The 12,954-nt window shown below is 36.8% G+C and carries 13 protein-coding genes; 3 read left to right on the top strand and 10 right to left on the bottom strand.

Annotation, left to right across the window (positions count from 1 at the left end):
• Window positions 1-108: 108 nt before the first annotated feature.
• The 9 genes from HMPREF1135_RS11670 to HMPREF1135_RS11630 all read right to left on the bottom strand — a co-directional run bounded on the left by HMPREF1135_RS11670 (window position 109) and on the right by HMPREF1135_RS11630 (window position 9,524).
• Window positions 109-1,122, bottom strand: a complete 1,014-nt coding sequence (locus HMPREF1135_RS11670) for a hypothetical protein (RefSeq protein ID WP_007595416.1) — start codon at window positions 1,120-1,122, stop codon at window positions 109-111.
• A 173-nt stretch (window positions 1,123-1,295) separates the two neighbouring features.
• Window positions 1,296-2,399, bottom strand: coding sequence for a DUF5305 domain-containing protein (locus tag HMPREF1135_RS11665; RefSeq protein ID WP_007595415.1), 1,104 nt, complete (start codon window positions 2,397-2,399; stop codon window positions 1,296-1,298).
• Window positions 2,399-3,592: a signal peptidase I gene (locus tag HMPREF1135_RS11660; protein WP_034243181.1), complete on the bottom strand. Its 1,194-nt coding sequence runs from the start codon at window positions 3,590-3,592 to the stop codon at window positions 2,399-2,401. The genes HMPREF1135_RS11665 and HMPREF1135_RS11660 overlap by 1 nt, the downstream gene beginning before the upstream one ends.
• Before the next feature lies 1 nt (window position 3,593).
• A complete protein-coding gene (locus HMPREF1135_RS11655; RefSeq protein WP_007595413.1) occupies window positions 3,594-3,947 on the bottom strand; it encodes a hypothetical protein in 354 nt (117 codons plus the stop codon).
• A gap of 9 nt (window positions 3,948-3,956) precedes the next feature.
• The gene (locus HMPREF1135_RS11650) at window positions 3,957-4,721 is read right to left on the bottom strand and encodes a hypothetical protein (RefSeq protein WP_007595412.1); all 765 of its coding nucleotides are present in this window, start codon (window positions 4,719-4,721) and stop codon (window positions 3,957-3,959) included.
• Window positions 4,722-4,746: 25 nt separating this feature from the next.
• Window positions 4,747-5,403: a response regulator transcription factor gene (locus HMPREF1135_RS11645; RefSeq protein ID WP_007595411.1), complete on the bottom strand. Its 657-nt coding sequence runs from the start codon at window positions 5,401-5,403 to the stop codon at window positions 4,747-4,749.
• 14 nt (window positions 5,404-5,417) lie between these two features.
• On the bottom strand, window positions 5,418-7,022 hold the full coding sequence (locus tag HMPREF1135_RS11640; protein ID WP_007595410.1) for a sensor histidine kinase: 1,605 nt from the start codon (window positions 7,020-7,022) through the stop codon (window positions 5,418-5,420).
• 209 nt (window positions 7,023-7,231) lie between these two features.
• On the bottom strand, window positions 7,232-8,824 hold the full coding sequence (locus tag HMPREF1135_RS11635; protein ID WP_034243179.1) for a xylulokinase: 1,593 nt from the start codon (window positions 8,822-8,824) through the stop codon (window positions 7,232-7,234).
• 7 nt (window positions 8,825-8,831) lie between these two features.
• Window positions 8,832-9,524: an L-ribulose-5-phosphate 4-epimerase gene (locus HMPREF1135_RS11630; protein WP_007595408.1), complete on the bottom strand. Its 693-nt coding sequence runs from the start codon at window positions 9,522-9,524 to the stop codon at window positions 8,832-8,834.
• 306 nt (window positions 9,525-9,830) lie between these two features.
• Between HMPREF1135_RS11630 and licT the strand changes: the two genes are divergently transcribed.
• From licT to nagE, 3 genes are read left to right on the top strand one after another with little or no spacing between them, the layout of a single operon-like run.
• Complete coding sequence (licT, locus tag HMPREF1135_RS11625) at window positions 9,831-10,667, top strand: BglG family transcription antiterminator LicT (protein WP_007595407.1); 837 nt, start codon at window positions 9,831-9,833, stop codon at window positions 10,665-10,667.
• A gap of 3 nt (window positions 10,668-10,670) precedes the next feature.
• A complete protein-coding gene (locus HMPREF1135_RS11620) occupies window positions 10,671-11,150 on the top strand; it encodes a PTS sugar transporter subunit IIA (RefSeq protein WP_007595405.1) in 480 nt (159 codons plus the stop codon).
• Window positions 11,151-11,210: 60 nt separating this feature from the next.
• Window positions 11,211-12,656, top strand: a complete 1,446-nt coding sequence (gene nagE, locus HMPREF1135_RS11615) for an N-acetylglucosamine-specific PTS transporter subunit IIBC (RefSeq protein WP_007595404.1) — start codon at window positions 11,211-11,213, stop codon at window positions 12,654-12,656.
• A gap of 149 nt (window positions 12,657-12,805) precedes the next feature.
• Here nagE and HMPREF1135_RS14480 read toward each other — a convergent pair.
• Window positions 12,806-12,954: transposase (locus HMPREF1135_RS14480; RefSeq protein ID WP_007595403.1), on the bottom strand; the 149-nt coding region annotated here is incomplete at its 5' end.

The raw sequence follows: 12,954 nt of genomic DNA, 5'->3' as shown, positions 1-12,954 counted from the left end.
TTTTATATCAAAAATATCCGGTTGGCAAATAGCGTTTCTCACGCAAAAAGACGGGTTGAATTTCAACCCGTCCCTGATGTCAAAGCCTTTTCTATTACTTTTTTGTTATTACTTAGCAGCCTTATTCTGGTTTACCAAGATATTTGTTGTTCCTGCATCCTTGCCTGCATTGAACTGATCCCAAAGAAGATCCATTGAAAGCTGAACGCCCTTGCCCTGGCTTAACTTATCATCTTTATCTGTTCTGTTCTCTGTTGTACCTGTTGTGTAAACACCCTTTGCATCAGGATCCATAGCTACACCAACGAAAATATCAAGTCTTTGATCTGTAGCAGGTGCACACTTAATAATATTGTTCTGTAAAGCCTGCTTTAAGTCTACATCATCAAGAGCTGACAATCTAACAAAGTCAACACCGCCAACTGTGAAGAATCTGTCATCATTAGGTACTTCGCTTGCTACAGCCTTAGCAAGTTTGAATGTATCTTCATTTCCTGTATTCTTAGGATTGTACTGCTCTCTGTGAATATATACGGCAACACCGATCATATCCTCAAGATTTCCCATATCTTTCTTATCAAGTGTCTTTGCCTCAAACTTAATATTGCTGAGCTTTGCTGCGATATCACCGACATTTACGATATCTGAACGGAATACCTGTGCATATCCCGGATACATATTGTCAACTGTTATCTGAATCTTACCGCTTGCGTCTGTAACCGCCTTATTGTAAGGGCCTACCTTCTTTGATAATCCCTCTTTATCTACAAGCTCTGCATTGAAATCAACACTGTTGTATCCCTTTGCTCTGTCTTTGTAAGCATCAACTGTTCCCGGTGCCGCAATACTGTTGTAATCCTTAGGACCTCTTAAGAAGAACTGATCTCCAACGAATCCTGACTCATCTATACCGTCTACGATTGACCATCCTGCACCCTTCATTGTCTCATCTGAGTACTGTCCGTATAATCCGAGGTCAACGAATCTTACACCGAAATCTCCGGTTGTTGCCTTAGTTGTTACGTTTAATGAATCTGTCCAATACGCATAACCTGTTCCTGCCAATACCAATCCTAATGCTACTATTCCACCAACTAATGTGTTTCTTCTTGATTTTCTCATCTTTTCCTCCTAAAAATCGGATATTAAATTGTGAATCATGATTTCAACTTTTGAAAAACGGATGTTTTCTCGTTTTTCACTTATGCTCTAATTGTATAGCATTTGTTACATTAATAAAATGTACTCAAGTCATAATTTGAACTACCACTAAAGTAGTATATGAATAATCAAGTCTAAACTTTACTCTCAAAGAAGTATATATAATCCTTTGAAAGGATATATATCTTACCGTCCTTAGGCAGCTCTTTTTCACCTTCAATATAAAGTACAGGCTCTCTGATTTCATCTGCCAATTCTATCAGATCTGTAATACTTTTTACTCTTATTTCAGACTTTTGCGAAATATCGGGCAGATTTTCAATACAAACCATTCTGCTGCCGTACTTTCTCATCAACTCTGAAAGTTTCTTTTGTTCAAGTTCTTTTCCCTCCATATTTGCAGTAAAGAATCTTACAAATACAAGAATACCGGCAGCTACAAAAAGTAATAATATAAATATCGCATAAGAACTGAAAGCAGGCATAACATTAACAAGATTTGATTCTTTAATATCACCGCTGTCCTCCACCGGCTCGGCCTTTCTTATTTCATAGAACTTATCATTGTTTATAGGTATATCAATTCTGTATGAAAACGGCTTTTCCTCTCCGTCCACAATATACTTTCCGCTAAGCTCAACGTAGAAATCCTTTCCAGTTTCTCCGCCAAGTACATTTTCTATCTCCTGTGCATAATTTCTGTATGCCGCTCTGTCTATACTCAGACTTTCATTTATTGAGGAGCTGCTTGTAACACTCTCAATAACCCTGCCCTCAATAATAGGATATATTTTTTCATACACCGGAACCTTCTCTTCATCTTTTCCTGTTTGATACCCTTCAAGTACAGCCCGTATAATATAATCTCCGGATATGCTTAAAGCATTTGTCATAGCAAGTTCCGATTTAAAATCAATATTTATAAAATCTGTAATTGCACTTGGATATACTCTTCCTTCTTCCAGAAATTCTTCTTCAAAAACATTGTTTTCTTTCAGATGTACCCTATAAGAGGCACCTGTTGTTATGTTATAGGAATTTACAACCACTTCCTCTGTTCGGGTATGTGGTCTTATATTTATAAATAAGAGTATCGCACTTACAAGACACAATATACCGCCTAAAACATATAGAAAAAATCTTGTATTTTTTGTCAGCTTAAAATCATCTTTTTTATCCTGCTCCAAGGTATGTACATCTTTTGTCTTTTTCCTGTTATCTTTTATGATTTTCTTCATCAGTTGTCTATAACTCCCTCCGGAATTTTATCCTGTCCTTTCAGTATCAATGTCGGCAAACCGATCTTAGGTACAACTTTTATCACTGTACCTCTTATATCATTTGGTTGTACCTTATCTTCATCAACCGCATTATTGTTATCGCCCTTAGTCTCAAAACTTACATTCCCCGCTTCATCTTTAAATACTTCTTTAATTCTATGAGTTATTATGATATTCCCGCGCTTAAAGTTTATAATATCACCTTTCGAAAGTTCATATATTTCATCTTCATTTGATATTTTATGTACCAGTACCACATCTCCGGGCATTATTAGAGGCTCCATGCTTCCTGTAAGTATTACAGAAGGATATACCGGAAAAACTCCCACACAAAACCAGGCAAAGGCTGTTGCAACTAAAAGTGAAATCAGATACATCACATCGCTTTTTTTATCTTCACTTCTCTTTCTTGCAGTTGCAAAAACATGATCCGATATAAACATGGCATAGACTATCGGAAAAACCATTCCTATGGCACCGTCAAGAAGCCACGATAATTCAGGCAATACCGGAAAGCATTTTTCAAAAAGCTGTATTATCCCGATATACACTACGCTTGACAGCACACCTCCATAAAATACAAATACCGACATAAGTATATTCTTTGCCGCTATCGGCAATAAAATCTGTGTACTGTATATAAACAACTCTTTAAACTCTTTTATTGACAAAAGATTTCCAAAATTGATTTCAACAAGACACATTATTATTGTTATTAAAAATATAGCTGTTCTCTTATGTTTTAAGGTTTTACATGCCGATGCAAAAGAGTAATACCTTATCATTTCCTTTGCTGTTATTGCCGGTATTATCGTCAATGCATTTACAAGTATTCCTGAAATTGATGTATCATAGGGACTGGCTCCCAGTTTTTTCATAAAGACCCCGGGCACAAATTTCAGTGCTATAAATATTATTCCCCCTGATAAACCGTATCCTACAAGATATCTGCTTGCAGGATTTTTTACCGGTATATAAAGCCATGGTAAAATAAAAAGCATAATGCCTATCAGTATGCACCAGTATAAAGACACAATAAAAGGCGTCTCTAAGGTCTTTACTTTAATATATGGTAAGGCCGGAATTATTACACATAGTAAAAGTACACTTGCATAAATAATATATCTTTTTTCAAGGCTTATCTTTTTCATATCATTTGGATTCAGTAATGTTCTCAGAATTATCTTCACCTAAAGATTTCTCGGGTTCCTGTGTAATTTCTTTAGACTTTTTAGGTCTTATAACGAGGTCCCTTTGATCAGGTTTGATATTATCTCTTTGTTCGGATTTTTTAACCATATCTTCATTCTCCTCTTTTGAAATCGCCCCCTCATCCGCCTTGCTTTCTTTTTGAACCGCTTCTTCTTTTACTTCTATTTGTGCTTCATAAGCAAAGGCAACATTGGCCTTTACCTTCAGCTCATCCTTCCAGTATGCCCATGAAGTCAAGCAGAATATTAAAGCCATTGCCGATGCGGCTATACATAAACAAATTCTTTTTTTCATATTCCTCTCCTATTTACCGTCGTCCTGCACTTTAGATCCTCCCTGAAATACATCAAAAGGTATCTCACAGGAATATGTCACCACTACGCCGTTTCCTACTGAAGCTACAAGGTTTCCTTCATTAAAATCAAGATCAAGGCTTTCCTGCATTTTCTCACTGTTTATAATGAAACTTACCGGCAGTTCAAGTATTTTTTCCACGCTTTCCGCCTTGAGTTTCAGATAAATCTGTCCGCTAAACTCATCTTTTCCTTCTTCACTCAAAGTCTTATATACTTCAAACTGTAGAGGTTGCATAAAAGCAGCCTCATCTTCTCCAAGAGAATATGCCGCTCCTTCATATGCAAGCACAGCCTTATCCGCTTTCAACTCCAAGTCCTCTCCTGTCTTTGTCATATCAAGCTTTGTATAATTTAATTTATTTACGGTACTTCCTTGTGAGGTTGTAAGAGGAAAATCCAATTTCAAGAGCTTTCCCTCAAGTAATGAATTCACAGGCAAACCCTCAGTAAATGTAATCTCAACTTCCTTATCTGTTGTACTGAACTCGGCATCTATCAAAGTTTCATTATTTCCGCTTTCATCAGTCAGATACACCGAATACTTCTCATCGGAATTTCCGGCAAATAATATATCCATAACTCCGCTCGTCATCTTCATTTCTGCTGATAAAGCGGAATGCCAGCTTGAATAAGCTCCGCCTATTGCCGCCAATCCGAAAAATAAAATCAAAAAAACAAACGGTTTCTTTAAAAACTTTCTATTACTGTGCATAACTCTCCTATCCTATATATGATTTTTATAAATTATGGCTTGTTTCAGCCAAATTAAATGCCAGTTCAAATTTTTCAATATTTCGTTCAACAAATACCAATACTTCCGTTCTGCTGTACATATCAAGCTTACCGAATATATTTGAAATATGTTTCTTTACAGTACCTTCAGATACAAACAAGTCCTCTGCAATTTTTGCATTTGTATAGCCCTCTCTTAAAAGCAGTGCGACTTCCAGTTCTCTTTTTGTCAGAGCTTCTATCTTTTTTTCTTCTTCCGTAAAGCTCCCCATATTGTCAACCAGGTCTGAAGAATAGAACTTTCCTCCCCTGTCAACAACTTTAAGGCTATACATAATATCGTCTATAAACGCATCTTTTAATACATACGCGTCTATCCCGAGATTTTTTGCCTTTACAAAATCACTTTCACTTGAAGATGAAGTTATTACAAATGTCTTTATAGCTTTATCATGTCTTTGTACCCACTCCAAAAATTCAAATCCGCTCTCATTATGTAAATGCAAATCCACAAATGCCATATCTACCGGTTTATGCTCTACCAAATCGATGGCTTCACCGACAGTGCCCGCCTGCAAGGTTTCCTCCTCCGGCTTATGAAGTTTTATAATTGATTCCAGTCCCTGTCTTGCAATAGGGTGATCGTCTAAAACAAGTACCATATTCCGTCCTCCTGTTATCTCGGCAAACTAAGTTTAACTCTAACGCCTTTTTTATTGTCATATACCACACTCAAATATCCTTTTAATAAAACGGCTATATTTCGCATATTTCTCAATCCGTTACCTTCTGAGAAGTTTTTATCCTCTCTTGAAAAACCTGTTCCGTCATCTTCTATCAAAAGCTCTACAGTGTCTGATTGCATTTTTAATTCGATATTTATATTTTTTGACTTACCATGTTTTATAGCATTATTCACAGCCTCACATGCAACTCTGTATAGAGCTATCTTTTGCGCTATCTTTATATAATCCGCTTCTTCATCCAAATTTAAATTTATCTTTACATCATTAAGCCTTTCAAGTTCCTCCATATATGCATATAGCGCATGAATAAATGTATTTATATTATCCTTGAATCTTTTTCCGTAGATACTTTCTCTAAGCTCCGCCATCGTGCTCTCTACAGATTTTTTCAGTATATGTATGGACTCTATAATATCTTTTTTTTCTACATCCGCCTTCACCTTACTTTCCAATACCGCAAGATTACAGGTAATGCCGAAAAGTTTCTGTATTACAGTGTCATGTATTTCATTTGCAATACGATTTTGTTCCTCTACAGCTACATATCTTTCTATTTGGGCGTAGGTATCCAGATTATTGAATACCGTCTTTATCAACTGTAAGTAGAAATCCTTTCCGTCATCATGCAACTCCGATGCACGCCTTATCAAAATACCGCTTAGATAATCGGTCTCTCCTATTTTTATTAATTCATAAGTATTACCGGATGACTCTATTTTTAATATTTCTACATTCTCACCATTACCGGTGTATTCATCTTGAAACTTTACCTTTTCCGATATGTCATCATATACATCTTTTTCAATACCGCAGCTCTCTATAATCTCAGGAAAATCATCACGTTCAAATTTTACAAGCACAAATTCCCGATACAAATTGTTATTTCTAAGCAGCATTGACAGCTTTTCCATGATTTTTTTCGGATCCGTCATTGCAAAGAGTCCAAAGCTTTCACTCAACTCCGTCAACATTACAAAAGCATAGTTACTAAGTTCCTTTTCTTTAGTCAGCTCCGTATTCAAACTTTCAAGTTCTTCATTTTGCTTCCCTATGTATGCTACATAATAACGGATTATATAGAACTCGCACATAAGCATACCCATGCCCAAAATAATATTGATATCCTGATAAGACGAATTTTCTATACTCTTTCCGGCTATGGCACAAAATAAACACCAGATACAGGCAATAAATGTTACTATAATATTTCTGTCTAAAGCAACCATCAACAAAATGCAGTTTACTTCATACCATAAATACGGACTGTTGAACCCTCCGCTAAGAAATATAAATATCCCATAAGCAAATACTTCCAAAACGAACATAATCCTAAAGTGCATTCTGTTCTCACAGACCTTTTTATACAGCCAGCAACTTAATGCACATGAGACTGACATCCCCAAAAAAATAATCAGATTTATATTCTCTTTGTTATATACCGAAACCGAAATATAAAATACTGTTGATATTATAAAAGCTGCTATTCTCCACAATACGTTTATATTTATATATGTGGAGCATTCTTTTCCACCCATCTAAACCGTTCCCCTGCACAGCCCCTAAAGCCGTCTATTAAAATTTATTTAATTTATGATTTAAACTTTCTATTACTTTCTTATTATATATCACTATAAGATATATATCTAGTAAAACTTTTTTTAGTAATAGTCACATTTAGAAAAGTTTGTATTGAAATAAAAAAGAGCTCTGTGATTTTATAAAAATCACGGAACTCTTTACATTTTTATTCAGCGAATTTTTCCACGCTCAACCTCTCAATATCTACAGCATTCAAATATCTCTGAGTAAAGGTCTTAAATCCTTCCACATCCTTTTCATCAGCCATAATTTCGCTTCCGTTGTTTTTGTCAAAAATCTTCTTAGACAGGAACTCATCTAAGCTGTACTTATCCGCCCGGCTGACATATAATGCCAGCAATGCTATTCCCCATGCACCGCCTTCACTTGCGGTTTCAAACACTTCTACAGGAGCATTGATAGCTGCAGAAAGATATCTTTGTCCGACTCCTTTGGTTTTAAATAATCCTCCATGCCCCATCATTTTCTTTATCTTTACATTCTCTTTCTCTGTTAAGATATCAAGCCCCACCTTAACCGCTGTAAGTGAACTGTATAAATGTGCTCTCATAAAGTTTGCCAGATTGAACTCACTCTTAGGGCTTCTTAAAAATAAAGGTCTTCCTTCATTTAGCTTCGTAATACCCTCTCCCGAAAAATATCCGAATGACATCAGATTACCACAGTCGGGGCTACCTTTTAATGAATTTGTATAGAGTTTTTCAAACAGTTCTCCATCTGAAATATTTATACCGAAAAGCTTTGAAAATTCTCTAAATAAGCCAACCCATGCATTCAAATCACTTGTACCGTTATTTGCGTGTGACATAGCCACCGGATCTCCGGCCGGTGTAGTCACCATATCTATTTCCTCATAGTAATCATTAAGTTTCTTATCAAGTACAAGCATTGCAAACATACTTGTACCTGCAGACATATTTCCTGTACCTTTTTTAATGGAGTTGGTTGCTACCATTCCGGTACCCGCATCACCCTCAGGTGGGCAAAGTATACTGCCCTCTTTTAAGTCTCCATCTTTATCTAAAAGGCTTGCACCCAATTTTGTGAGTACTCCGGCTCTCTGCCCTGCCACCATTACCTTTGGCAATATCTCTCTTATCTCCCATGGAAATTTGTACTTTTTAATCTTTTCTTCAAATATATTAAGCATTGATGCATCATAGTCCATAGTAGAAGAATCTATCGGGAATATACCTGAAGCATCACCTATACCTATATTCTTTTCACCTGTAAGCAGGTAATGAATATAGGATGACAATGTTGTAACAAAATCAAGTTTCTCAACATGCTCTTCTTCATCAATTATTCTCTGATACAGATGTGCTATTGTCCATCTAAGCGGAATATTAAATTTAAAGCTTTCACTTAAATCCTTTGCAGCTTCCCAGGTATTTGAATTTCTCCAAGTTTGAAAAGGAGCAAGCAGATTCATATCCTTATCAAATGCCATATATCCATGCATCATAGCACTGATACCCATGTATTTTATCTGCTTTAGAGTCACTCCATACTTTTCTTTTATATCCCACTTTATACTCGCATAACAGCTTGAAAGTCCTGAAAGTATCTCATCCAGAGGATATGTCCAAATACCGTGTAAAAAGCTGTTTTCCCAGTCATGGATCCCTGTTCCCAGTACTTCTCCGTTTTTATCAGTCAATACAGCCTTTATTCTTGTAGAGCCGAACTCGATTCCCAAGAATATATCTCCTGTTTCTATTATCTTTTTTACTTCCATATTCCCCCTAGTTGCCATAGTAGGCATTCTTACCATGCTTTCTCAAAAAATGCTTATCCTGTAAATATTTCGGCGCTTTCTTCGCATCAGGATTTATACTTAGTGCAAATAAATTCATCTTCGCAACTTCTTCCATTACTACTGCATTATGTACCGCCGTATATGCATCCTTACCCCATGCAAAAGGACCATGGCTGTGGCATATACATCCCGGTATATATACAGGATTGATATTTCTTTCTTTGAAGGTTTCCACTATCACCTTACCTGTGTTAAGCTCATAATCCTCATCCAACTCTTCTTTTGTAAGATGTCTTATACATGGAATATCACCATAGAAATAATCACATTGTGTAGTACCCATACAGGCAATATCCGATCCTGCCTGTGCAAATCCCGTTGCATATGGAGAATGAGTATGTACGACTCCACCTATATCTTTAAAGTTTTGATACAGTATAAGATGTGTCTTTGTATCGGATGAAGGATTATATCTTCCTTCTACACGGTTGCCGTCAATATCCATTACCACCATATCATCAGGTGTAAGTTTGTCATACTCTATTCCGCTGGGCTTTATTACAAAGTATTTTCCGCTTTCATCAATACCCGATACATTTCCCCATGTAAATGTCACCAGACCATATTTCGGCAAAAGCATATTTGCCTCATATACCTCTTTTTTCAGTTTTTCTAACATATTCCTCCTGATATAAATAGATTTTACGAATTGCTATATTAAGTATTTTAGCTTTTAAAATGTTTATTAGCAATAATTAATACTTTAATTTTGCTCTTTTCATTTCTTATTCTCAATTCTTTATCTATTATCTCCAATTTTAGAAATATAATTCCTACATTTTGCCGATTGATTTATCTTAAGAATTCTGTCATAATACTTACATAAATTCTAATATTTTAGGATTGTTACTGAGACGCAGGCAAGACCGAATTTACCATAGTACTATGGTTTATTTGGTTTTTTTTATTGCTTTATGGTGGTGCGATGATCATTGAAAAAATTATAAATAATAATATTGTCTTAACCCATGACCATAAAAACAAGGAAATTATTGCCATGGGTAAGGGTATAGGCTTCGGCAGAAAAAAAGGAGATGCTCTATCGGAATCTGAAATAGAAAAGGTATTTCGTATCAAGGAAAATGAAATGCTTCTTAAGTTTCAGGATATGATTGCGGATATCCCTATTGAAAGGATAACTCTTACAGATGATGTCATTTCATATGCAATCAATGTGGAAAAGCTGAAGCTCAGCCAAAGCATTTATCTTACTCTGGTTGACCATGTGAATTTTGCCATTGAACGATTTAAAGAAGGCATGACTCCAGAGAATGCTCTGATGTGGGAAATCAAAAGATTTTATCCTCAGGAATATGCCCTTGGACTCTATACACTCAGACTCATAGATGATAGAATAGGACTTTCCCTTCCGGATTCGGAGGCAGGCTTTATTGCACTTCATTTTGTCAATGCGCAGTACAGCACTCATATGAAGGAGACTTTAAGTCTTCCACATCTTATGAGGGATATAATGGACATTGTAAAGAGTGAATTGAACGTGGAGCTGAATGAAAACTCTATCCACTATGAAAGATTTGTTACTCATGTAAAATTTCTTATTCAAAGACTTTACAGAAATGAGATGCTACATGACGACGATACAATTTTTGAGGATATGATGAAAGAAAAGTATCCCGAAGAATTCGAATGCGGAAAAAGGATTGCAGAATATATTGAGGTTGAAACCCGTTCAAAGATAACAAGAATGGAAATGACCTACTTGGCAATTCATATAAAAAGAGTAACTATGGCAGAGGAGTAAAATATGTTCGGTTTATTTAAGAAAAAGAAAAATACATTTTTCAGTCCTATGAGCGGAAAAAGTGTTTCTATAAAAGAGGTTCCTGATGATACATTTTCATCAGAGATGCTTGGAAAGGGAGTTGCAATCGTTCCAAATGACGGTCTTGTAACCTCTCCTGCTGACGGTAAGGTAACTATGGTTTTTGAAACCTTACACGCTGTCAGCATATTAGCCGATACAGGTGAGGAAATTCTCATCCATATCGGGCTTGATACCGTAAAGATGAACGGTGAAGGATTCTCTTCCTTTGTAAAAGCGGGGGATAGAGTTAAAGCAAAAGATCCGCTTATACAGGCAGATCTTGATAAAATAAAGTCAGCAGGATTTAAAACCATAACCATGATGCTTGTTTGCAATACTCCGGATTTTAAATCGGTTGAAAGTATCACAGATATAGCTGTGACTAAGGATAGTGAAATATTGGTAGTAATACCAAAATAATAAATTTTCTCTTTGACCGGCCGGCAAAGGGATGAACTTAAACATTAAGGAGAAATTTTTATGAAGTATTTACAACGTCTTGGGAAGTCTTTGATGCTTCCTGTAGCCTGCCTTCCTGTGGCGGCGATTTTGATGGGTATCGGTTATTGGATCGATCCTACCGGTTGGGGTGGAAATAACATAATAGCGGCTTTCCTTTTAAAGGCAGGCGGTGCTATCATTGACAACATGGCTATCTTGTTTGCCATAGGTGTTGCTGTCGGTATGAGTGATGACGGTGACGGTGCCGCAGCACTTGCAGGTCTTGTTTCATGGCTTGTTGTTACAACTCTTTTATCAAAGGGTTCAGTAGCTATGTTTACAGGCGTTGAGGCTGATGCCGTTCCTGCAGCTTTCGGTAAGACACAGACTCAGTTTATCGGAATTATTTGCGGTCTTATCGGTGCTGTTTGCTATAATAAGTTTAAAACAACAAAGCTTCCTGATGCACTCTCTTTCTTTAGCGGTAAGAGAAGCGTGGCTATCGTTACTGCAGGCTTTTCACTTATTGCAGCTATTGTTTTATTCTTTATCTGGCCTGTTGTTTATGGTGTATTGGTAAGCTTCGGTGAGGCAATTCTGAGCACAGGTGCTGTAGGTGCAGGTATCTACGGATTCCTCAACAGACTTTTGATTCCGTTCGGACTTCACCATGCACTTAACTCTGTATTCTGGTTTGATGTTGCAGGTATCAATGATATCGGTAAATTCTGGGGAAGCGCAGAAGGCGGTGTCCTTGGACAGACAGGTATGTATATGTCAGGATTCTTCCCTGTAATGATGTTCGGTCTTCCGGGCGCTGCTCTTGCTATGTATCACACAGCTAAGGATGCAAGAAAGAAAGCCGCTTACGGTCTTTTACTTGCCGCAGCTCTTTCATCATTCTTTACAGGTGTTACAGAGCCGCTTGAGTTTGCATTTATGTTCCTTGCACCTGTACTTTACGTTATCCATGCTGTTTTAACAGGTATTTCACTTGCTGTAGTTGCACTCCTTCCTATAAGAGCAGGATTTAACTTCAGTGCCGGTCTTGTTGACTGGGTACTCAGCTTTAAAGCTCCGTTTGCACAAAATCCGCTTCTTTTGGTTCCGATCGGCGTGGTTTACGGTGCAATATACTATGCAATCTTCCGCTTTGTTATCACAAAGTTTGATTTAAAGACTCCGGGTAGAGAGGATGATGAGGAAGAAGAGAAAAAGGCTGTTTTAGCTAATGATGACTTTACCTCGGTTGCAGCTATTATCTTAGAAGGTGTAGGCGGTCCTGAAAACCTTACATCTATTGATAACTGTATCACAAGACTTCGTCTTGAGATCAAGGACTATACAAAGGTTGATGAGAAGAAGATCAAATCTGCAGGTGTTGCAGGTGTTATCAGACCTTCAAAGACTGCCGTACAGGTTATTATCGGTACAAAAGTTCAGTTCGTAGCGGACGAGTTCAAAAAACTTGCTAAAAATAAATAATAATTAACACACTTCATAAAAAGGGGATGTGAAAAAACTCGATTGAGTTTTTTCGCATCTCCCTTTTTACATTTATTGTGTATAGTTGACTGAAATCATACGCGAAAAAAGCGCACTTCCCCTACCCCATAGAAATTCTTTTTTTGAATCTATGCGGCAGTTCTGTTTCTCATCTTTTTTTTCTGATATTTATATAAATTATGTCCTATCGCCACGAGTAAAACTTCCAGTTTGACTGAATGAATACCTCTTCGGACAATTCTCTTGTACCAACGGTCGTTTTTCATAATTCCGTAAG

Source organism: Lachnoanaerobaculum sp. OBRC5-5, from assembly GCF_000296385.1.
GTDB lineage: Bacteria > Bacillota > Clostridia > Lachnospirales > Lachnospiraceae > Lachnoanaerobaculum.
The sequence above is the reverse complement of the archived record's forward strand: the minus strand, read 5'-3'. Positions and strand labels throughout refer to the sequence as shown.